The 21,042-nt window shown below is 67.3% G+C and carries 19 protein-coding genes; 14 read left to right on the plus strand and 5 right to left on the minus strand.

Annotated elements, in window-relative coordinates; genetic code table 11:
• Positions 1-8: 8 nt before the first annotated feature.
• The 4 genes from NA12_RS05615 to NA12_RS05630 all read left to right on the plus strand — a co-directional run bounded on the left by NA12_RS05615 (position 9) and on the right by NA12_RS05630 (position 4,769).
• Positions 9-1,787 carry an N-acyl-D-amino-acid deacylase family protein gene (locus tag NA12_RS05615; protein ID WP_067446733.1) on the plus strand — a complete coding sequence of 593 codons (1,779 nt, stop codon included), beginning with the start codon at positions 9-11 and terminating at the stop codon, positions 1,785-1,787.
• Positions 1,784-2,683, plus strand: a complete 900-nt coding sequence (locus NA12_RS05620) for a metal-dependent hydrolase (RefSeq protein WP_067446735.1) — start codon at positions 1,784-1,786, stop codon at positions 2,681-2,683. The genes NA12_RS05615 and NA12_RS05620 overlap by 4 nt, the downstream gene beginning before the upstream one ends.
• Positions 2,680-3,786, plus strand: a complete 1,107-nt coding sequence (locus NA12_RS05625; protein ID WP_067446737.1) for a PDR/VanB family oxidoreductase — start codon at positions 2,680-2,682, stop codon at positions 3,784-3,786. The genes NA12_RS05620 and NA12_RS05625 overlap by 4 nt, the downstream gene beginning before the upstream one ends.
• 110 nt (positions 3,787-3,896) lie before the next feature.
• Positions 3,897-4,769, plus strand: coding sequence for a CE1 family esterase (locus NA12_RS05630; protein WP_132369876.1), 873 nt, complete (start codon positions 3,897-3,899; stop codon positions 4,767-4,769).
• Positions 4,770-4,805: 36 nt separating this feature from the next.
• On the opposite strand, the gene NA12_RS05635 is transcribed toward NA12_RS05630, so the two are convergent.
• Entirely contained in the window at positions 4,806-6,866 is a 2,061-nt protein-coding gene (locus NA12_RS05635; RefSeq protein ID WP_067446741.1) for an AMP-binding protein, read from the minus strand.
• Between the two features lie 254 nt (positions 6,867-7,120).
• Here NA12_RS05635 and NA12_RS05640 point away from each other — a divergent pair, with 254 nt between their 5' ends.
• Positions 7,121-7,912 (plus strand): GTP pyrophosphokinase, encoded by a 792-nt coding sequence (locus NA12_RS05640; protein ID WP_067446744.1) that lies wholly within the window; start codon positions 7,121-7,123, stop codon positions 7,910-7,912.
• A 115-nt stretch (positions 7,913-8,027) separates the two neighbouring features.
• Complete coding sequence (locus tag NA12_RS05645; RefSeq protein ID WP_243654922.1) at positions 8,028-9,575, plus strand: FAD-binding oxidoreductase; 1,548 nt, start codon at positions 8,028-8,030, stop codon at positions 9,573-9,575.
• Positions 9,576-9,600: 25 nt separating this feature from the next.
• On the opposite strand, the gene NA12_RS05650 is transcribed toward NA12_RS05645, so the two are convergent.
• Positions 9,601-10,878, minus strand: coding sequence for an MFS transporter (locus tag NA12_RS05650; RefSeq protein ID WP_067447547.1), 1,278 nt, complete (start codon positions 10,876-10,878; stop codon positions 9,601-9,603).
• A gap of 163 nt (positions 10,879-11,041) precedes the next feature.
• On the opposite strand from NA12_RS05650, the gene NA12_RS05655 reads away from it, so the two are divergent.
• The 4 genes from NA12_RS05655 (at position 11,042) to NA12_RS05670 (ending at position 15,733) form a co-directional block, all read left to right on the plus strand.
• A complete protein-coding gene (locus NA12_RS05655; protein WP_067446746.1) occupies positions 11,042-12,502 on the plus strand; it encodes a phospholipase D-like domain-containing protein in 1,461 nt (486 codons plus the stop codon).
• Positions 12,503-12,615: 113 nt separating this feature from the next.
• Entirely contained in the window at positions 12,616-13,680 is a 1,065-nt protein-coding gene (locus tag NA12_RS05660; protein WP_084472372.1) for a PQQ-dependent sugar dehydrogenase, read from the plus strand.
• Between the two features lie 699 nt (positions 13,681-14,379).
• On the plus strand, positions 14,380-14,808 hold the full coding sequence (locus NA12_RS05665; RefSeq protein WP_067446748.1) for an SRPBCC family protein: 429 nt from the start codon (positions 14,380-14,382) through the stop codon (positions 14,806-14,808).
• Between the two features lies 1 nt (position 14,809).
• Entirely contained in the window at positions 14,810-15,733 is a 924-nt protein-coding gene (locus NA12_RS05670; RefSeq protein ID WP_067446750.1) for a DNA-3-methyladenine glycosylase family protein, read from the plus strand.
• A 17-nt stretch (positions 15,734-15,750) separates the two neighbouring features.
• Here the strand turns inward: NA12_RS05670 and NA12_RS33520 are convergent, their stop codons facing one another.
• Positions 15,751-15,915 (minus strand): hypothetical protein, encoded by a 165-nt coding sequence (locus NA12_RS33520; RefSeq protein WP_165914812.1) that lies wholly within the window; start codon positions 15,913-15,915, stop codon positions 15,751-15,753.
• 211 nt (positions 15,916-16,126) lie between these two features.
• On the opposite strand from NA12_RS33520, the gene NA12_RS05675 reads away from it, so the two are divergent.
• Entirely contained in the window at positions 16,127-16,822 is a 696-nt protein-coding gene (locus tag NA12_RS05675) for an LmeA family phospholipid-binding protein (protein ID WP_067446753.1), read from the plus strand.
• Between the two features lie 73 nt (positions 16,823-16,895).
• Positions 16,896-18,239: a PE-PPE domain-containing protein gene (locus tag NA12_RS05680; RefSeq protein WP_067446755.1), complete on the plus strand. Its 1,344-nt coding sequence runs from the start codon at positions 16,896-16,898 to the stop codon at positions 18,237-18,239.
• Here NA12_RS05680 and NA12_RS05685 read toward each other — a convergent pair.
• Positions 18,223-18,810 carry a TetR/AcrR family transcriptional regulator gene (locus tag NA12_RS05685; RefSeq protein WP_067446757.1) on the minus strand — a complete coding sequence of 196 codons (588 nt, stop codon included), beginning with the start codon at positions 18,808-18,810 and terminating at the stop codon, positions 18,223-18,225. The genes NA12_RS05680 and NA12_RS05685 overlap by 17 nt on opposite strands.
• Before the next feature lie 89 nt (positions 18,811-18,899).
• Between NA12_RS05685 and NA12_RS05690 the strand changes: the two genes are divergently transcribed.
• On the plus strand, positions 18,900-19,361 hold the full coding sequence (locus tag NA12_RS05690; RefSeq protein WP_067446759.1) for a PaaI family thioesterase: 462 nt from the start codon (positions 18,900-18,902) through the stop codon (positions 19,359-19,361).
• A gap of 42 nt (positions 19,362-19,403) precedes the next feature.
• Here NA12_RS05690 and NA12_RS05695 read toward each other — a convergent pair whose 3' ends face one another.
• Complete coding sequence (locus NA12_RS05695; RefSeq protein ID WP_067446761.1) at positions 19,404-20,486, minus strand: fatty acid desaturase family protein; 1,083 nt, start codon at positions 20,484-20,486, stop codon at positions 19,404-19,406.
• 248 nt (positions 20,487-20,734) lie between these two features.
• Here NA12_RS05695 and NA12_RS05700 point away from each other — a divergent pair, with 248 nt between their 5' ends.
• Positions 20,735-20,995, plus strand: a complete 261-nt coding sequence (locus NA12_RS05700; protein WP_132369877.1) for a hypothetical protein — start codon at positions 20,735-20,737, stop codon at positions 20,993-20,995.
• Positions 20,996-21,042 lie beyond the last annotated feature (47 nt).

Consider the following 21,042-nt stretch of genomic DNA (forward strand, 5'->3'; position numbering starts at 1 on the left):
CAGAACCCATGCTCGACTTCGACATCGTCGTGACCGACGGCCGCTGGTTCGACGGCACCGGAGCCGCGTCGGCGCGGCGCACCATCGGCATCCGTGACGGCATCGTCGCGGCCGTTTCCGCGGGCCCGCTGCCCATCGGCCCCGACACCGAGGTGATCGACGCCGCGGGCAAGTGGGTACTGCCCGGCTTCGTCGACGTACACACGCATTACGACGCCGAGATGCTCATCAAACCCGCCCTGTCGGAATCGCTGCGCCACGGCGTCACCACCGTCGTGGTCGGCAACTGCTCACTGTCGACCGTGCTGGCCTCCAACGCCGACTGCGCCGACCTGTTCAGCCGGGTCGAAGCCGTACCGCGCGATGCCGTGCGCGACGCGCTCGACAAGCACCGCACCTGGTCGGACCCGACCGAGTACGTCAAGGCGCTCGACGAACTTCCCCTCGGACCCAACGTCGCCGCGTTTCTCGGGCACTCCGACCTGCGCACGCACGTGCTGGGACTCGGCCGCGCGGTCACCCGCGACACCGAACCCACCACGGCCGAAATCGAGCAGATGACCGCGCTGCTCGACGCGGCGATCGACGCGGGTTTTCTCGGGTTGTCGTCGATGACGAACAAGCTCGACAAGATCGACGGGCAGCGGTACCGGTCGCGGTCGCTGCCGTCGACCTATACCCGCGGCAGAGAAGTGCGCGCGCTCAACAAGGTGCTGCGCAAGCGCGGCCGAGTCCTGCAGAGCGCGCCGACGGTGAGCCTGAAACCCAACATCGCCAAGTTCTTCCTCGCCAGCGCCGGCATCGGCCGGGCCAGGCTACGCACCTCGCTGCTGTCGGCCGCCGACTCCAAGGCCTACCCGCCGCTGGTGTGGTTCATGCTCTACGCCGCGCCGCTGCTGAACCGCTTCGCCCGCACCGACTTCCGGTGGCAGCACCTGCCCGTTCCGTTCACCGTCTACGCAGACGGCATCGATCTGGTGGTGTTCGAGGAGTTCGGCGCCGGCGCCGCGGCCCTGCATCTGAAGGACCACGTCGAACGCAACGAGCTGCTGCGGAGCGAGCCCTACCGTCGCTGGTTCCGCAAGCAGTACGACAACAAGTTCACCCCGCGCATCTGGCACCGGAACTTCTTCGACGCCGAGATCGTCGCCTGCCCCGACGAATCGGTGGTCGGCAAGTCCATCGGGCAGGTCGGTGCCGACCGCGGCCTGCATCCGGTCGACGCCTACCTCGACATGGTGGTGGAGTACGGGCCCGCGCTGCGCTGGCGCACCACGATCGCCAACGATCGCCCCCGGTACCTCGACAAGCTCGCCGCCAGTCCCGGCGTGCAGATGGGCTTCGGCGACGCGGGCGCGCACCTGCGCAACATGTCGTTCTACAACTTCCCGCTGCGATTGCTCGAAAGGGTGCTGCGCGCACAGGAATCCGGCAAGCCGTTCCTGAGCATCGAACGCGCCGTTCACCGCCTCACCGGCGAGCTCGCCGACTGGTATCGCATCGATGCCGGTCACCTGCGCGAAGGCAGCCGAGCCGACCTGGTCGTCATCGATCCCGCCGGACTCGACGACGCGGTCCATCAGCTGCATGAAGCGGCGCTGCCCGAATTCGGCCTCGACCGGATGGTCAACCGCAACGACCGCGCCGTCGTCGCCACCGTCGTCAACGGCCGCCGGGTTTTCGGCGCGGGCGAAGTAGTACCCGGCATCGGCGCGGACTGGGGAACCGGACGGTTCCTGCGCGCCGGCCACGACAACTCCGCTCCCCTGGCACAGGAGGCCCGATGAGAGTCCCGTTCCGCCGCGCGGCCAGGACCGTGCGCGCACCCGATGTCGCGCTGGCGGCACGCAATGTGAAGTTCGACTGGACCTCGGCACCACTGCACTGGATGCCGTCCGAGCCGATCGCCTCACACGTGGTGAACTCGCTGAACCTGCTGCTGCCCGAGGGCGAGCGGATGTTCTGCGCCACCTACCGCGACGCGCTGCCCTACGTGCGCGATGCCACGGTGCGCGAGGCCATGCTCGGATTCATCGGCCAGGAATCGATGCACGCCGAAACCCATGCCAAGGTCCTGGATCAGGTTTTCGCCGCCCACCACATCGACACCGCCCCCTACACCCGCCAGATGGAGTACGTCTTCCGCAATTCCCTCGGCGCGCGCGAGGACGGCCCGCGACAGGCGCAGACCCGCCTGGTCGAACGGTTGGCGTTCATCGCCAGCCTCGAGCATTTCTTCGCGTGGCTCGGCGACTGGATTCTCAACGCTGACCTCGAAAAGCACGGCGCCGAACCGCGTGTGCTCGACCTGTTCCGCTGGCACGGGGCCGAGGAAGTCGAACACCGCAGTGTCGCCCATGATGTCGCGATCTACTTCGGCGCGGGCTACCTGCGCCGTGCGGCGATGATGCTGATCGTCATCCCGATCCTGCTGAGCTTGCTCGTGCGCGGCACCAAATTCCTGGTCAACCAGGATCCGGAACTGCCGAACATGGGTTATCCCACGCTGATCCGCAAGATCCTCGGGGCGATGTGGCGCGGTGCGCTGCCGGGCATTCCGGCGCTGCTGATCAGCGCCGGGTCCACCTTCGATCCGCGCTACGACCCCGCGAATGTCGGCTCCACCGAGCAGGCGATCGCCTATCTCGCCAAGTCCCCGGCAGCCAGGGCGGCGGCACAGTGACCGTGTATCCCGCGCCCCGGGTGATCCCGCCGGACCTGTACGGCAAGCACGACCACGATCCGACCACCAAGGTGATCGACACCGTGGCCGCCCTGCGCGTTCGCTGGTCGACGCTGATCAACCGCCGCCCCATCCGCACCAGGGCTGACGATGCCCGCTTCCCGGTGATCGTCACCGACCGGGTGCTGGTGGCGCAGGATCAGGCCGTCGTCGACCTGGGCCTGCGCGCACCCGACGGCGCCGCGCTGCCCCGGTGGGCGCCGGGCGCGCACATCGACATCGAACTCCCGTCCGGGCGTCTGCGGCAGTACTCGCTGTGCGGCGATCCGGCCGAAACCGAGGAGTATCGCATCGCGGTGCGCCGCATTCCGCAGGGCAGCGGGGGCTCGATCGAGGTCCACGACGAGCTGCCGGTCGGCTCCGAGGTCATGATCCGTGGTCCGCGCAACGCGTTCCCGTTCGCGCCGCCGGGGCGTGGTTCCTCGGCGAAACGCCTGCACTTCGTCGCCGGCGGCATCGGCATCACCCCGATCCTGGCGATGGCGCGCGCCGCCGACCGGCTCGGCATCGACTGGACCCTGGTCTATTGCGGCCGAAGCCGCGAGACCCTGCCGTTCCTCGACCAGCTCGCCGAACTCCGCGGACACGTGCTCGTGCGCACCGATGACGAGCACGGAACACCCCGTGCCACAGATCTTCTCGATGGTGCCGACCACGACACGGCGATCTACTGCTGTGGACCTGCCCCGATGACGTCCGCTCTCGTCGCTGCCGTGCGCACGATGCCCGGCATCGAGTTCCACTCCGAAAGGTTTTCTCCCGCACCGGTTGTCGACGGTACCGCCTTCGAGGTGGAGTTGACGAGCACCGGCGAGGTCATCGCCGTCGGCGCCGACCAGACGATGCTCGACGCACTGCTGGCGGTGCGCCCCGACCAGCCCTACTCGTGTCGCCAGGGGTTCTGCCGCACCTGCGTCGTGCGCGTCACCGACGGCACCCCCGACCATCGCGACGGCGCGCTGACCCCCGCAGAACACGCCGCCGGAGTGACGCTGGCCTGCGTCTCCCGCTGCGCGGGAAAGCGCCTGGTTCTCGACCTCTGAGCCAGAACGTAGTTCTTGCCGCCTCATCCCCACGGGTCAATCGGCATCGAAGAACACTGCTGTACGCGTAGTGTGCGACTTGCAATACCGTTCGCACACAAGGAGTTTCCGTGGCGTCCTCTCTGATGAAGCGCCTAGCCGCGCTGTTCGGCGCGTCCTGCGCAGCCCTACTACTCGCGGTACCGGCAGCCGCGCCCGGCCATGCTGACCGAGCAGTTCTCGAAAGTCCGGCCGACCAATGCCCGACCGACCCGAACTACCCCGGCAACATCGGGTTCGACGGCAGGCACTACCGCGTTCACGTCCCGGCCGGTGTACCCACCGGGGCACCGCTGGTGGTCGCCATCCATGGTGGCTACGACTCACCCGAGGGCGTCGAGGCGGAGTGGGGCTGGAACGCCCTCGCCGATCAGCACAAGTTCATCGTCGTGTACCCCCGGGGTACCAAGAAGGAGTGCCAGACGGACGGCAGCCCCGGTTGGGGCTGGAACGCCGATGCGGCCGACGTCACGCATATCAAGAATGTCGTCGACGCGGTCGCCACGCAATACGGGGTGAACCGCAAGCGGGTCCATCTCACCGGCCACTCCAACGGTGGCCAGATGGCCTCGCGCGCGGCCTGCACCGCACCGGAGGTGTTCGCTTCGGGCGCCGTGTACGCACCCGCGCCCCCGCCGACCGGCTGCGATCCCGCCCGCGCGGTCTCCTGGGGCGTGTTCGCCTCGGCGAGCGATCCCATCGTGCTCGAGCCCATCGCCTACGGCCACGTCATGTACTGGAGCTGGGAGAACCGCCCGTGCCAGAACGAGCAGCCCGGCGGCGGCTCCGACGTCAAGGACTCGAGGCACTGGGACTGCGCGTCCGGCACCGAGGTGCTGTGGCGGGTCTACAACGGCGGCAGCCATACCTGGCCGACGGGAGCGCGGCGCACCGAGATGATGAACCGGATGTGGCAGTTGTTCCAGGCCAACCCACGCCCGTGAACCCCCGACCGGAGGGACTGGCCGCCGCGCTCCGGCTCAGCCGGCCAGCCCCTCCGGATCGATCAGCAAACGCTTGAGCACCTTGCCGGTCTCACCGCGTGGCAACGCGTTGAGGAAGGTGACGTCGCGCGGAACGGAGAAGCGGCTCAGGCGGTTTCGCACATAGGTGCGCACCATGTCCGGGTCGAGCCCGGAGCCCTCGTGCTTGACGAGGAACGCGGCCAGCCGCTGTCCGAATTCGCGATCCGGCACACCGACCACCGCGACATCGGTGACCTGCGGCAGGTGTGCCAGCGCTTCCTCCACCGGGCGCGGGAAGACGTTCTCGCCGCCCGAGATGATCATCTCGTCGTCGCGGCCCGCCACGAACAGTCTGCCCTCGGCGTCGAGATAGCCGAGGTCGCCGGTGTCCATCATGCCGTCGGCTTCCTCAGGCGGTGAATCGCTGACATACCCGTCGAACAGCATGTGATTGCGGACGAAGATCCGTCCCACCACGCCGATCGGCACCGCTCGGTGCTCGGCGTCGAGGATCGCGATCTTGGTACCGAGCGGCGGGCGTCCGGCCGTGGTGGGTGCGGCGCGCAGGTCGTCGGGCCCGGCCACGCTGGCCCAGGAGACCTCCGTCGACCCGTAGAGGTTGTAGAGGACGTCGCCGTAGTCATCGAGGAAACGGTCGACGGTGACCGCCGCGAGCGGTGCGCCGCAGCTGATCACCTGCCGCAGGCTGCTCAGGTCGTACCGCTGGCGCACCTGCTCGGGCAGATCGACCAGCCGTTGCACCATCGTGGGCACCGCGATGAGCGTGTGTACCCCGTGTTCGGCGACGCGGCGCAGACATTCCTCGGCGTCGAAGCCCTGCGACAGCACCACCGTGGCCCGCACCGCGGTGCTCAGTTGCAGCGCCGACAGGCCCCAGGTGTGGAACAGCGGCGCCGGGATCATCATGGTGCTGCCCGCGTGGATCGGAATCAGCGACAGCAGCGCCACCAGGGTGTCGAAGCCCTTCGGGTGGGGTCGTCGCGCGCCCTTCGGGGTGCCGCTGGTGCCCGAGGTGAGCACGATCTGGCGCCCCGGCACCGTCGGGACGGGAAACTTGGTGTGGCGGATCGCGATGAGGTCTTCGATGGTGATCCGGGTCGGGTCGACGGGCCCGTCGTCGGTGTAGAAGCGCGGCAGATCGGTGTGCAGGTACTGCACGAGATGGGCCAGGTCCGTATCGACGAACAGCGCCGAGAGCCGGTGTCGCTGCACGATGTCCTCGATCCGCCGCCCCGACAGGCCCGAGTTCAGCAATGCGACGTCGACGCCGAGCTTGCCCGCCGCCACCATGGATTCGACCATGCCGCAATGATTTCCGGCCAGCAGCCCGATCGCGTCCCCCGCCCGCAACCCGACCTCGTACATCGCGCCCGCCAGCGCGGTGGTCCGCTTGTCGGTTTCGGCGAAGGTGGCGGTGCTGCCGTTGTCGATGAGCGCGACCTGGTCCGGGCTGTGCGCGGCGCCTGCGGCGTATCCACCCGCCAAGTTGAATCCCCACCGGTACAGCGACCGCAACTGCCTGGCCGAGGTCAGCGGCGGCGACACCTGGCCCGAGTGCACCCACCAGCGCACGATCTCGGACTTGCGCCGGATCGGCGCCCGGTTGCCGTTGGCCACCACCGAGGTGCGTGCGCCACCGACGACATCGGCGGCGCGCCGCAACCCGTCCTTGACCCACCCGATGATCACCGCGTTCGTCACGCCCGCCAACGTCGGGTGCAACCGCGGCGCCGCGAACACGGTCACGCTCACGCGGGTGCGCTGCTCGTCCCCGGTGAGCCGGACCAGGGCGAAACTGCCCGATTCGGGATTGTGCAGTTCGAAACTCTCGTACCAGCGACCGATGGTCAGCGCCAGCCCGGTGCGCCGTATGCCCGCGGCCCTGTCCCCGATTCTGATCTCCCATACGGTGCTCCCGTCCGGGCCGATCAGGCGGTCACACCCCCCGATCCCGGCCCACAACCGCGGATAACTCTGTGGTTCGAGCAACACATCCCACAGGGCCCGGCGTGGGATGGAGAACTCCACGGACACATCGACGACATCACTGGGCATTGCTGCGCGCTTTCCTCTGCCCGGCCACGTTGCCGGGTAGTGCCCGCTCGCCTCGGCCCCCGTGCCGTGACGGTGCCCGTCTGGAGGCACTGCACCAGAAGTCATCTTCGGCCCATCGGCCCGTGGGCAAACGAAAGATCTACGGATTCTGGCAACTGAACTAACCAAAAACCCGGAAGCTGTGACAGGTGCCAAACGTGATGCCGCACGCACTGGCCGAGGGGTCCGCCACAAGGACGGCACAATGGGTAGTGATGAAACAGTGGCAGCGCGACCCCAGCTCCGATGACGACCCGCTCGGCGACGGAAGCCACGTCGGCATCGATGACCTGCGAATCCTGCGGGAGCAGTTCGTCGACTTCATGCTCGGTTACAAGTTCGCGATCGACGAGGTGACCACCAAGATCAACATCTTGCGTGAGGACTTCAACAACACCCACGAGTACAACCCCATCGAGCACGTGGGCTCGCGACTCAAGTCGCCCGAAAGCGTCCTCGAGAAGGTCCGCCGCAAGAACTACGCGATGAACCTGGCTGCCATCCGCGAGAACGTGCTCGATATCGCCGGGGTCAGGGTGGTGTGCAGTTTCATCTCCGATATCGGCACGATCCGCGACATGCTGGCCGGTCAGGAGGACATCACGGTTCTCGAGGAACGCGACTACATCACCCATCGCAAGCCCAACGGCTACCAGAGCATGCACCTGATCGTGTCCATCCCCGTGTTCCGCTCCGACCGCACCGAACTGATTCCGGTCGAGATCCAGATCCGCACCATCGCGATGGACTTCTGGGCCAGCCTCGAACACAAGATCTACTACAAGTATCGCGGCGAGGTCCCCCCGAATCTGCGCACCGACCTGGCCCAGGCCGCCGAGGTCGCCACCCAGCTCGACGAGCAGATGGAAGCCCTGCACCGCCAGGTCGACCGCGGCGTGCAACCGAAACCCAAGCCGGCCGCGGACTCACTCGACCTCAGTGTGCTGTACAACAGCCTGACCGGCGGCCACCCGGTCTACCTCCGCCCCACCGATCCGCCGACCTGACGCCCGCTCCCGCGCGACAACCACCGCGTTCGCACCGCAGTTGCGCCGTCCGGGCCGAGGCTTCCGCTACTGTCCGAGCAGTCATCCAGCAGCGTGGCGTGAAAGGAACCCGGTGGTGCTCTCACGTCGACAGTTGATCGCCGCGGCGGCGGTCGGTGGCTCAGCGGCCGCGCTCGGCATGCCGATGAGCCGCGCGCGGGAGCTGAGCGCGGACGAGTTCCGATCGCTGGCCGCGCGCGGCTACAACCGGCGATTCCTGGCTCGACCCGCGAAGATCTTCGTGCCTACCGGCGCCGAGGAGGTTCGTCGCGCGGTGGCCGGGGCGGTGGCCGAGAACTCGCCGATCGCGGCGCGCTCGGGTGGGCATTGCTTCGACGATTTCGTCGACAACGACCGCATCCGGTCGATCATCGACCTCGGTCGGATGAACGCGGTGTCCTGGGATGAGCGATATCGGGCGTTCTCCGTCGACGCGGGCGCCGATATCGGCACCGTCTACAACGCCCTGCACCGCTGGGGCGTCACGGTGCCCGGCGGGATCTGTCTCGGCGTCGGGATGGGCGGTCATGTCTGCGGTGGTGGCTACGGTCCGTTGTCGCGACGGTTCGGGCTCGTCGCCGATCACCTGGTCGGCGTGGAGGTGGTCACGGTCGATGCCGAGGGGACCGCGAAAGTCGTGGTCGCGACCGCCGACGGTCCCGACCGCGAGCTGTGGTGGGCGCATACCGGCGGCGGTGGCGGCAATTTCGGGGTGGTGACCCGGTACCTGCTCCGTTCGCCCGGATCCGACGGCGCGGACCCGGCACACGCGCTGCCGAGTCCGCCGGGCGCCATGCTGAGCGCGCGACTGATCCTGCCGATCACGACCGAGGATTCGTTCGTCCGGTTACTCACTAACTATCTCGGGTTCTTCGTACGCCACAGCGCGCCCGGCAACGAATTCGCCGGTCTCTACGCACCGCTGATGATCCGGACCACCGGCACCGCCGCGGCCGAGATGCTGATCCTGTTCGATGCCGGAACACCGCACGCGCGAACGCGTTTCGACGAATTCGTCGCCACGGTGAGCGACGGCGTGTTCCCCCCGCCCCTGCTCACCCCGGTCGCCCGACTGTCGTACGCCGACACCGTGAACCAGGTGTACTACGCGAAGGGCGTGAACACCACCCGGGTCAAGGTGAAGGCCGCCTATCTGCGCACGCCGTACTCCCCCGACCAACTCCGAATCTTCTACCGCTACCTCACCGACCCTCGTTTCCTCGGTGAGTCCCAGCTCGAGTTCCTGCCGTTCGGCGGCGCGATCAATGCCGTCGCCGCCGACGCGACGGCCATGCCTGCCCGCGATTCGTTCATGAAAATGCTGATCCACGCGTCATGGCGACTGCCGTCCGACGACGACCGGTATCTGCGCTGGGCGCGCGAGATGTACCGCGACGTCCACGCCGAGACCGGTGGCGTTCCGGCGCCGAGTGCGGCCTACGGCGGTAGCTACATCAACTATCCGGACGCGGACCTGGCCGATGCGCGATGGAACACCTCCGGTCTGCCATGGCACGCGTTCTACTACGGCGACAACTATCGGCGATTGCTTCGGGTCAAGGCGGCCGCGGATCCGGGAAATGTCTTCCAGCACCGACTTTCGATCGGCAGACCGGACTGGTGAGAGCCCGGCGAGGTCGATGCGCGGGCTACCGGAGGTCGCTACGGTCACCGACGGGTCGCGGATCGTCCGTGTGGGCGAGAACCCGGCGCAGGTCGGCGGGACCGAGCCCCCGCGACAGACCGAGCATCATCGTGGCGCAACCGAGTCCGGACAGCAGCAGTCCGGTGGCGAACAGCGCGGGATATCCGGCCAGGTCACCGACGAGACCGGCGGCCATCCCGGCCACGCCCTGCACGATGACGATCGCGCAGGCGAACAGGGTGTAGTCGCTGCCCGCGTAATCGGATTCGGACGCGTCCATCATGAGCGCGAAAACGGCGACGGTGGCGGCACCGCCGAAGACGTGCTCGGCCAGGCTCGCGGCGACCAGCAGTTCGAAGCCACCGAAGCCCAGGGCGGCCACCAGATACAGCGCGATACTCGCGGTCTGGGTGACACCGCCGATCAGCAGCGCTCGCCGACGCCCGTAACGGAAGGCCAGCCAGCCGCCCACGGCCGCGCCCGCCAGCGCGCCCGCCGAGGCGAGCACGCCCTTGATCAGGGCGATCTCGCCGAGGTCGAGCCCGGCGTCGGACAGGAAGGGCCCGGTGAGCGCCGCGGCCATCGAGTCACCGAATTTGAAGGCGCCGATCAGGGCGATGAAAGCGAGAATGCCGGGGCGGCGCAACCGGGTCAACCAGGCGCCGAGCAGCTGCGCGGGCTTCGGCGGCGGCATCCGGTCCGCGACCGGCTCGCGCATCAGCCACACCGGCACCGTGGTGAGCACGATCAACGCCGCCATCGCCAGGAACAGCGCCCGCCAACCCGCCAGCGCGTACAACCACAGCAGCGCGCCGCCGCCGACGATCATTCCGACGCGATAGGCGCCGACCTGGATCCCGTTGCCCAGCCCGCGCTCGCGGGCCCCGAGCAGCCGCACGGCCAGACCGTCGGTGGCCACGTCCTGGGTCGCCGACAGCAGGTTCACCACCACAATGCCCGCGAACAACCAGCGCAGCGAGGACGACAGATCCAGGCACGCCAGCACCATCGCGACCGCGGCCGCGAGCAGTTGCAGCACCAGCAGCCAGGTGCGGCGAGTGCCGTAGCGATCCACGGCGGGCGCCCAGAGGAATTTCAGCGCCCAGGGCGCGAACAGCACCCCCGAAGCACTGATCGCCACCAGTGAATAGCCCGATTCGCGCAACACCACCGGCAGGGCCTGGGTGAAGAAGCCGAACGGCAGCCCCTGGGCGAAGTACAACGACGACAACAGCGCCAGCGTGCCTACCGTGATCACACCCGGTCGGGTGGTGGTGCTCATGGGCACATCGTCGCAGAGAGTTCGCGTGGGCACAGCGCACGGACTCGGCGTGATCCGATCTCGGCGGGTGGGCCGCCGTCCGGCCAACCGGGGGGCGACACAGTACTGTGAATCGTTCATCTGCGGGGACGGATGGACGGACGGACGAAAGAACTGACTACCTATGCGTGACGAGCAACCGATCCTCACTCCCGGCGAAACCTGCTGGCAGATCGCCGAGGCGGACCGACTGGCCTGCATCGTCGACGCGGCGGACTACTTCCGCCACGCCAAGTCGGCGATGTTGCAAGCCCGCAAGCGCATCGTGCTGATCGGCTGGGATTTCGACACCCGGATCAAGTTCGAACCGCACGGGCGAACTCTCGAAGGACCCGATCGGCTGGGCAAATTCCTGTCCTGGCTGCCGCGGCACCGGCCGGACCTCGAGATCTATCTCCTGAAGTGGAACGTCGGCGCGTTCACCGCGATGGGCCGCGGGATGACACCGATCTTCGTGGTCAACTGGATGACCGATCGCCGCCTGCACTTCGAGATGGACGCCGCGCACCCGATCGGCTCGGCACATCATCAGAAGATCGTGGTGATCGATGACCGACTCGCGTTCTGTGGCGGCATCGACATGACGGTCGATCGCTGGGACACCGGCGACCACCGCGACGACAACCATTTCCGAACCGAACCCAACGGCAACAGCTACGGCCCCTGGCACGATGCGACCACCGCCGTCGACGGGGCCGCGGCGAAAGCCATCGGCGAGTTGGCTCGCGCCCGGTGGAAGTCGGCCACCGGGCGGGAACTGGACGCGGTCGGTGAGATCGCCGGCGACGCACCGTGGCCGGAAGGTCTGGAGCCGACGATGCGATCCGTCGACGTCGGTATCGCGCGGACGCTGCCCGAACTCGCCGACCGGGCCGAGGTTCGCGAGATCGAGGCGCTGTATCTGGCGGCGATCGCGGGCGCCACCGCGTCGCTCTACATCGAGAGCCAATACCTCGCCTCGCGCACGCTCGCGGAGGCGATCGCGGCCCGCCTGCGCGAGCCGAACGGCCCCGAGATCGTGCTGGTGCTCCCTCGCAACGCCGACGGCTGGCTCGAGCAGCAGGCCATGGACGGCGCCCGCCGCCGACTGCTGCACCTGCTGTGGAAGGCGGACACCGAGAACCGGCTGGGCGTCTACTATCCGGTCACCACCGGCGGTGCGCCCATCTACGTCCATGCCAAGGTGCTGGTGATGGACGACCGCCTGCTGCGGGTGGGGTCGTCGAATCTCAACAACCGTTCGATGGGATTCGACACCGAGTGCGATCTGGCCGTCGAGGTCACCGCCGCCACCGCCGACGGCGCGCGTCTGCGCGAGACCATCCTCGACATCCGGCGCACGTTGATCTGCGAACATCTCGACGCCGAACCCGCGAAGTTCGACGCCACGCTCGCCGAAACGTCCTCGCTGGTGCGCACCATCGAGACGCTGCGCGGCGACGGCCGCTCCCTGCGACGCTTCGAACCGGAGACCGTCGAAAACGAGGACAGCCCCCTCGCGGAGAACGACCTGATGGACCCCGAGCGCACCCCGAAGCGACTGTGGGACACCCTGTTCGCGCGCAGCAGCGAACGCCACAGCTGATCGCGGAGTGGTACCTACCTAGTGGTCCGAATCGCGGCTGAGACGTAGCTGCGCGGTTTCGGAGGCGCGCCGACACTGGCAGGCGATCGAACAGCGGGCTTAGTCTCGAAGGCATGGAGTTCGGCACCGGGGTGCTTCTTGTGACGTCCGGCTTGGCCTGCGCTTTGCTGTGCGGTTGTGCGCCCGACGAACGGTCCGAGCAGGCACCCATTCGCACCGGCGTGTCCGGCGGCGACTCCACCGTCACCGAGAACCTCGAAGCCCCGTGGTCGATTGCCTTCCACGGCTCTTCCGCGCTGGTGAGCGAACGAGACAGCGCCCGCATCCTCGAGATCGGCGCCGACGGAACACACTACGAGGTGGGAGTCGTCGACGATGTCGAGGCGTCCGGCGAGGGCGGTCTGCTCGGCATAGCGGTGCGCGAGGAGCAACTGTTCGCCTACTACACCACCGGGCGCGACAATCGCATCGACAGATTCGACCTCACCGGAGCGCCCGGCGCTCTCGTTCTCGGCAGCGGCACAACGATTCTCACCGGCCTGCCCGCGGCCGCCACCCACAACGGCGGCCGAATCGCCTTCGGACCCGACGCGATGCTGTACGCCACGGTCGGCGATGCGGGCAACCGACCGACGGCCCAGGATCGCGCGTCCCTCGGCGGAAAGATCCTGCGCATGACACCGGACGGACGAGCACCCGCCGACAACCCCATCCCGGGATCACTCGTCTACAGCTACGGCCACCGGAACCCGCAGGGCATCACCTGGGCCCCGGACGGTCGGATGTTCGCGAGCGAATTCGGCCAGAACACCTGGGACGAGCTCAATCTCATCGAGCCCGGCGGCAATTACGGATGGCCCGAGGTCGAAGGCATCGCCGGGCGGCCGGGTTTCATCGACCCCGTTCAACAGTGGAAACCGTCCGAGGCCAGCCCCAGCGGGATGACGAATATCGACGGGTTCGTCTATCTCACGAATCTGCGCGGTGAACGACTGCGTCGAATCCCGCTCGACGACCCCGCCAGCTCCACCGAGCTCCTCAACGGCGCGTACGGGCGTCTGCGCGATGTCGCCGTCGCACCGGACGGGTCGCTGTGGCTGCTGTCGAACAACACCGACGGCCGCGGCGACCCTGCCGCCGGCGACGACCGCATCGTCCGCCTCGAACTCGACAACTGAACGACGCCGACGAAATCGACGGTCCCACAAGCACTCACCGCTGTGGACGCAGCACCAGCACGGTGATCTCGCTCGGCGCCCACGAGCGCGGCCGGCGTGATCGGGCAGGGCCGACAGCTCGTACGCGCCGAGCAGGTGCATCGGTACACCTGACACGGCGAGACCGGGGGCGGGATCGTTACACGCTCGATCAGATGCCGTCGAAGGTGACCTCGTCACGGCGGAACTCTCCCAGATCGCCTGATCGGTCACATGCGCGAAAGAAGCGGCGTCCCATAGCGCCACCCACCCACTGCCGGTGTCGGCGACAGCGCTGAACTCGATGACGGAAGTTGTTGTCATACAACCATTTCAGCAGGAGGAACCGACACGACCCGCAATTACCACTTCTGCGTAGAGGTCGACGGCGATCAAACGGTGTCCACGCAGTCGAGTGCACGCGGAAAGGGTGGCGAGCATCCGACGTTGCCGAGGTGGTCGCAATGCCCGGCGGGTTGAGGGCGGCGTTCGGCCGGGATTCGCACTGTTCTCCAGCCGTGGTGGACGCCGCAGAGGCGAGGCGGCGGGCTAGAGCGGGCGTGTCACATGCCGGGCCTGAGACCGCGAAACCTGTCGTACCCATCGAGTACGTTCTCGACGGGGATCTTCTCTACGTCGCACTCTGACAACGCATTCCGTAGCTGAAACAAGGAGAGAATCATGTGGAGGACCGAATACAGCGCCACCACCGATCTGCCCGTGCGTGCCGTGTGGGAGGCGTTGCGCGACATCCACACCGGCGCTGTACCCAACGGCGGGGGTGACCAGTTCGAGATCCACGGCCCGTACGAGGTGGGTACGGAGCTGTCGGTGACACCGCAGGGCCAGGACACTTTCCGGTCGACGATCATCGAACTCGACGAGGACAGGGTCTACGCGGACCGCACCGAATACAACGGCCTTCACCTCACCTTCCGGCACAGCTTCCAGGCCGGCGACGGTAAGCTCACGGTCAGCCACGAACTGATCATCGAGGGGTCGGCCGCGGACGAGGTCGGGCCAGAGCTCGGCCCGCAGATCAGCGAAGACTTCCCGACGGCTATGCAGTCACTGTTCGAGATCGCCGCGGGCTCCCAGTCGAGCAGGTGACATGAACAACACTCGCGCGAAAGATCTTCCGCCCTCGTCGCGAATCGACGTTCGGCAGGGGAATATCTCGGTCTCGGGCCGGTTCTCCCTTGCCGAGTCGATCAACTTCGGTTTCGGTGCCCGCCAGGCCGAGGCGGGCAAGCAGGTGATGCGGTTGGCGTTCGTCACCGACAGCTACGACGATCACACTGCCGTGCTGGTGTCGCAACCCGCGGCCGATAGCATCCATGTCGAGGTCGTCGCCGCTTCCGATCCAGGCCGGGCCCTTCAGCAGGTCGCCCGTATGCTCTCGATCGATATCGACGGCACCGGGTGGGATGAGCTGGGACGCGACGATCAGCTCATCGGTGCATTGCAGGCTGCCCGGCCGGGCCTGCGCCCGCCACTGTTTCACTCCGCGTACGAGGCCACCGCCTGGGCGGTGTTGTCCGCCCGCCGGCCGGCGGCGGCGATGGCCGCGCTGCGTGATCGTCTTTCCGAAGCGCACGGCGCGAGCTTCGACATCGCCGGTGAGACTCTGCACGCGTTTCCCACCCCCGAACAATTGGTGCGAGTCAACTCCTTCCCAGGGCTGCCCGAGGAGAAACTGCAACGATTGCACGGCGTGGCGCGCTGGGCGCTGGAGGGCAAGCTGGACACAGAATGGCTGCGCACAGTCGATCCGGTCGAAGCTCAACGAGGTATCCAGGAAATCAAGGGGATCGGCCCTTTCTACAGCATGCTCGTCGTGGTGCGAGCACTCGGCCACACCGATGTTCTGGCCGAGGGAGAGCCCCGATCACTGGCGACCCTCGGGCGCGTCCTCGGTCGGCCCGGACCGGTAGACCAGCGGGAGTTGGCAGCCCTTGCCGAATCCTGGCGACCATGGCGGACGTGGGCGACAGTCGCAATCCGTGCGGCCGGCAACCGTTTGGCAGGGCCGTAATCCAACTCGGTCCGGACTCACCCTCGCCGGTACTCGAGCAGCGCCCTGGCCGCCTCATCGGTGGTCAGGGTCGCCGAGCGGTTCTCGGTCGACATTTCCAGCAGCCCGGCACTGCGCCTTCGACGGCGCCCGCTCGATCCCGCGACCTGCTCGACGAAGGTCTGACGCAGACAGCATGCCACCACACCCACCCGCGCCCTATTTTCAGCAGGGGCAGAGCCTCGACCACTGGATCACCGAGTACTGGCCGCGATCGCCGAACTGTACGACCACCACGAATTGCGAGTGCCCGCCGAACTCGTCCGCTGATATGGATTTCACGCTTCCGGTGTCAGAACCCATTCTGATGACGGGTCTCAAGCATGATGGGGGGATGGCCGAGATGGTGAATGTATGCGTGCCCTGCTGATTCTGGTTGTGGTGCTGGCGATCGGGTTGGTGGTGGGCGATCGGGTCGCGGTGGTGTTGGCGCAGAACGAGATCGGGCGCGCGGTTGCCGCCGAGTATGACCTCGCGCAGCGACCGGGGGTCGAGATCGCCGGGTTTCCGTTCCTGACCCAGGTCGTCGGCGGTACCTATCACGACATCGACATCCGGATCGGCGACTGGAGTGGGCAGAACATTTCGGTCCATGATCTCGATGTCGCGCTGACCGATGTCTCCGCGCCGCTGAACGACCTGATCGAGAACCGCACGTCGAATCTTGTCGCGGCTACGGCGACCGCGACGGCTGTGGTCCCCTACGACGTTGTGCTGGGTTTCGCGCCGGAGAACGTGGAGTCGATCTCCGACAGCCCGCAGGGGCTGCGCGTCACCGGGAAGTTCGCGGTGGCGGGGATGTCGGTGCCCGCGACGGTTTTCGTCACCGTCGCACCGACCGACGCGGGCATCGAGGTCGTCCCGGTCTCGGTCCAGGCCGCAGCGGGCGGACCGACGCTCTCGCTGGCCTTGCTGCGCCAGTCACTGACCTTCGTCGTGCCGCTCCAAGCGCTGCCGCTCGGTGCACGTCTGACCGCCATCACGCCGGGCGCCGATGGTCTGCACGCCACCGCCGTCGCCCACAACGTGCGTTTCGACGACCTTCCGTGACACTCTCCGTTCTAGAGCACAGTCCGCCAGAATTGCCCTGACCGCGCACTTCCTCCCATCGAAGGGGTAGTCAATGACGCAGGCGTCGAAGAAATACATTGCCGATTCACCCGCCGTCGCGGCCGGATTCGGCGGCCACCATCGCTGGCGTACGGCGGTCCGCGATGGCGTGTCCGTTGCGGTACTGACGACGCTGGGCCTGAGTTGGTTCAAGGCACAGGCTTTCGGCACGGTGGCGTTGGCGACGACAGCGCTGATCGTTCCGGGAACCGGTACCAGCGATCCCGCGGTGGCGCACAACTTCGAAAGCAACGCGTACCAGAACTTCATCGATCCCGGCGCGCGAGGTTGCACGGACAACGACTGCCCCGGCGTGACTTTCGTTCCCGTCCCCTACGACGCGGCGCTGTGGCCGGTCATCTCGTCGAAAGGTCCGGACGCGTCGTCCGCGAAGTGGGACGCCTCGGTGCTCGACGGGGTGAGGAACCTCGACACCGTCACAACGCGCGTCCTGGATTCGGATCCGGACGGCGCGATCGTCATCTTCGGATACTCACAGGGCGCGACCGTGTCCAGTACGGAGAAGGCCGCCGCGTCCGGGCTCGCACAGGCGGACAAGGACCGTCTGTCGTTCGTGCTCATCGCGAACCCGAACCGGCCCAACGGGGGGATCATCGAACGGCCGGTGCGTTTCGGTCACCTCCCGATCGCCGATATCGGTTTCGGCCCGCCCACCCCCACCGATACCGGCATCCGGACCACGGATGTCGCGATGCAGTACGACGGCATCGCGGACTTTCCGGCGTATCCACTCAATGTGCTCGCCACCACGAATGCCGTGCTGGGCACTCTGCTGATCCACCCGTCATACCTACAGCCCAAAGGCGACGGCGCGGGCAGCCAACCCAAGACGGGCGCGACCATCTACGGATACCCGAACCTCTCGGACTTCCTCGCGCAACAGAACTGCGCCACGCATCCCGAGAACTGCCAGCACCACGGCGACACGATCTACTTTTCCCTGCCCAACCCGAAAGGAACACTGCCACTGCTGTATCCATTGCGCGCACTCGGGAAGCACACGAACAACTCGGCGGTGACAGAACCCGCTGCCGCCCTGTTGGAGCCGACGCTGCGGGTACTGATCGAAACGGGATACGACCGCATGGACTACTCGACACCCACGCCATGGCGGTTCGACCAACCACTGAACCCGGACAAGACCGCCCGACTGCCTGCCGAACTCCCCCTCGCCATCGAGCAGGGCATCGCCGATGCCGCTGCGGCGATCGAGAATCCATCACATCACGCGGACCGCACACTCCCGCTGGACGCGATAGTGGCCAATGTCGAGGATCTGCTGCCGCCGAACCCGGCGACACCTCTCGTGCGTGCGCTGCTCACTCCGACGGGCTAGGCCTCGGGGGCTCGAGGAGCCTGATGAGATTGGTCCCCGCGTCATCGAGCGGCCGCAGGGATTTCTCGCTGCGGCATCGAATGATCGCGCCTTCGATCGTGCTGACGATCACGCTACCGATCGACGATGCCGCGGTGGAGTCCATGCCCGTCGATACCAAGAAGTCGGCCAGGCGACGGGTCCAGTCGGCGAAGACAGTGGCCGCCGCCGCTTGGACGCTCGGCGAGTCGGCGCCGCTCTGCGCGGCGGCCACGATCGGGCACCCGGCGGTGAACGATGACGTGTCGAGAATCCGTTTCCAGACCTCCACCAAGCCGGCGACAACCTGCGCCGGTGACGACGATTCGGCGATCAGCGCGTCGATCGTCGCACTGATCTGCTGCCCGGCCCGCAGCGTCGCCTGTTCCATGAGTTCGTTTTTGCCGCCGGGAAAGTGCAGATAGATCGAGCCGCGGGCGGTCTTGCTGTGGGCGAGCAGGTCGGCCAGCCCGGTCGCCGCGACTCCGTGTTCGCGCATCAGGAGTATCGCGCTGCGGATGAGGCGTTCGCGTGGACCCGCCACTGTGTTCATCGACAACCCTTCCGCAATAGACCGATCAGTTCATCGTACGGTATCGTCATCGGCGATAGAACGATCGGTCTATCCACGGAAAGTGCACGATGACAACCGCAACGCACCACCCTGAAACGCCGGATTTCGCCACCATGAGCGGGCTCGAACTGCTGCGCGCGGCTAGTGCGATGCCCGACCGAGCCGGGATCGGCACGCTACTCGGCATGACCGTCGAGGAACTCGAGTTCGGCCGGGTGTCGTTCAGCCTCGTCACGCGCCCCGACTTCGCGAACCCGCTCGGCACCACCCACGGCGGTATCTGCGCGACCCTGCTCGACTCGGTGATGGGGTGCGCGATTCATTCCGCGCTGGACGCGGGAGTCGGATACGGCACGCTGGAATTGAAGGTCAACTACATCCGATCCGTGCCGATCGACGGCCGCCGCCTCGTCGCCACCGGCACGACGCTGCATGTCGGCCGCACCACGGCGACCGCCGAGGGCAAGGTGCACGACGAGGCGGGCAGGCTCGTCGCCCACGCCACCACCACCTGCATCATTCATCGCTGACGGCGGCCGGGCCGAGCCCGGACCGCCGCGGTGTGGCCGTGTTCAGCGATCGGATGACGCCACTTCCGCGACCGGGTGCTCGGCGGCGCGAAGGGGCGCGCCGACGTGGTGCAGGTGGGTCAGCGCCTCCCGATACGAGGCGATCAGCCCGGTCTCGTGGTATGGCACGCCGATCTCGGCGCAGAAGTCGCGGACGATCACCCTGGCATGGCGCAGGTTCGGCGTCGGCATGCTCGGGAAAAGGTGATGCTCGATCTGATAGTTGAGGCCACCGAGGGCGAGGTCGGTCACCGCACCGCCGCGCACATTGCGGGAGGTCAGCACCTGACGACGCAGGTAGTCGGGGCGATCGTCACCGGTCAGGGTCGGCATGCCCTTGTGGTTGGGGGCGAAGATGCAGCCCATGTACAGGCCGAACAGGCCCTGGTGGACGGCGAGGAACACCAGAGCTTTGTCGGTGGGGAGCACCGCGAACAGTGCCGTCAGGTAGAGAACGAAGTGGCCGAACAGCAGCGCGCCCTCCCAGCCGCGGTGTTTGACCGCGCGATTCCCGAGCCCACGAACGCTGGACAGGTGCAGGTTGAGACCCAACAACAGCAGTAGCGGAAAGAACAGGAACGCCTGCGCCCGCCCGATGAGACGCGACAGACCGCGGCTGGAACGTGCCTGCTGTTGTGACCAGATCAGGACGTCGGGCGCGACATCGGGGTCGAGGTCCTCGTGGTTCGGGTTGGCGTGGTGGCGGGTGTGCTTGTCCTGCCACCAGCCGTAGCCGAGGCCGATGCCCGCGTTGCCCACGATTCTTCCCACCAGCTCCGTTGGCTGTCGCAGTCGCCAGACTTGGCGGTGGGCGACGTCGTGCATCACCAGGGCGACCTGTGCGAACGTCACGGCCATGACCGCCGCGACCAGCAGGGTCCACCACGAGTCGCCGACCAGCACGAACGCGGCCCAGCCGCCCGCGAACGCGATTGCGACGAGGCTGAGCCGCACCGCGTAGTAGACGGGGCGTCGGCGCATCAGTCCCGCATCGGAGATTCTGCGCAACAGGCGGGCGTAATCGCCGTCGGCGCCGCGCCGCCGCGACGGTGGAGATGACCCGGGGACCAGGGCAGGTGTCGTCATATCCCGAAGCTATCGGCCGATTTCTCGTCGGCCGTAATCCCAAGGTATGAGAGGGAATCCGACTACGGGGTGGTATTCGGACAGCGACCGCAGGCCGAGACGCCCGACCGATCGTCGGCGAACCCGGCCGGGCGGATACTCGAAGCCGAGGGTTCACACCGGACGCGACGGGGTAAAGAAGGGTCGACACCGTTCGCTGATTCGGCGAACGGGACGTCCTGGCGGACGTTCACAGGGTGGAGAACAGGTTGCTGAAATTGATCGCGCTCGTCCGGAGACCGGCACCGTCGACAGTCCCGATCGAGCCCCCGACCGCGGCGGGAGCGCTGCGGCCGGGCGACATCGTGCTCACCGCCAAGCGCAGCTACCGGGTGGTCAGCACGAGCTTCGCCGACGACGCGCGGCGCGCCGGCCGGGTAGTCGCCGACACCGTCGACCTGGTGACCGGACGCTTGCGGGTGCTCGACTTCCCCAGCGAAGAGACGATGGTGACCGTCAAAGCCGCGTAGTTCGCCGAGCTGGGACTCGACGCCCCGCGCTCGTTCGGTGCACGCCG

The sequence above is a fragment of the Nocardia alba NBRC 108234 genome (assembly GCF_001612665.1).
Taxonomy (GTDB): Bacteria; Actinomycetota; Actinomycetes; order Mycobacteriales; family Mycobacteriaceae; genus Nocardia; species Nocardia alba.

Excerpts from the sequence above, each read along its gene's own strand:
- NA12_RS05680 (WP_067446755.1), top strand. The coding sequence starts at position 16,896 with ATGACGCAGGCGTCGAAGAAATACATTGCCGATTCACCCGCCGTCGCG.
- NA12_RS05655 (WP_067446746.1), top strand. The coding sequence starts at position 11,042 with ATGCGTGACGAGCAACCGATCCTCACTCCCGGCGAAACCTGCTGGCAG.
- NA12_RS05690 (WP_067446759.1), top strand. The coding sequence starts at position 18,900 with ATGACAACCGCAACGCACCACCCTGAAACGCCGGATTTCGCCACCATG.
- NA12_RS05650 (WP_067447547.1), bottom strand. The coding sequence starts at position 10,878 with ATGAGCACCACCACCCGACCGGGTGTGATCACGGTAGGCACGCTGGCG.
- NA12_RS05660 (WP_084472372.1), top strand. The coding sequence starts at position 12,616 with ATGGAGTTCGGCACCGGGGTGCTTCTTGTGACGTCCGGCTTGGCCTGC.
- NA12_RS05695 (WP_067446761.1), bottom strand. The coding sequence starts at position 20,486 with ATGACGACACCTGCCCTGGTCCCCGGGTCATCTCCACCGTCGCGGCGG.
- NA12_RS05670 (WP_067446750.1), top strand. The coding sequence starts at position 14,810 with ATGAACAACACTCGCGCGAAAGATCTTCCGCCCTCGTCGCGAATCGAC.
- NA12_RS05640 (WP_067446744.1), top strand. The coding sequence starts at position 7,121 with ATGAAACAGTGGCAGCGCGACCCCAGCTCCGATGACGACCCGCTCGGC.
- NA12_RS05615 (WP_067446733.1), top strand. The coding sequence starts at position 9 with ATGCTCGACTTCGACATCGTCGTGACCGACGGCCGCTGGTTCGACGGC.
- NA12_RS05620 (WP_067446735.1), top strand. The coding sequence starts at position 1,784 with ATGAGAGTCCCGTTCCGCCGCGCGGCCAGGACCGTGCGCGCACCCGAT.
- NA12_RS05665 (WP_067446748.1), top strand. The coding sequence starts at position 14,380 with ATGTGGAGGACCGAATACAGCGCCACCACCGATCTGCCCGTGCGTGCC.
- NA12_RS05685 (WP_067446757.1), bottom strand. The coding sequence starts at position 18,810 with ATGAACACAGTGGCGGGTCCACGCGAACGCCTCATCCGCAGCGCGATA.
- NA12_RS05675 (WP_067446753.1), top strand. The coding sequence starts at position 16,127 with ATGCGTGCCCTGCTGATTCTGGTTGTGGTGCTGGCGATCGGGTTGGTG.
- NA12_RS05635 (WP_067446741.1), bottom strand. The coding sequence starts at position 6,866 with ATGCCCAGTGATGTCGTCGATGTGTCCGTGGAGTTCTCCATCCCACGC.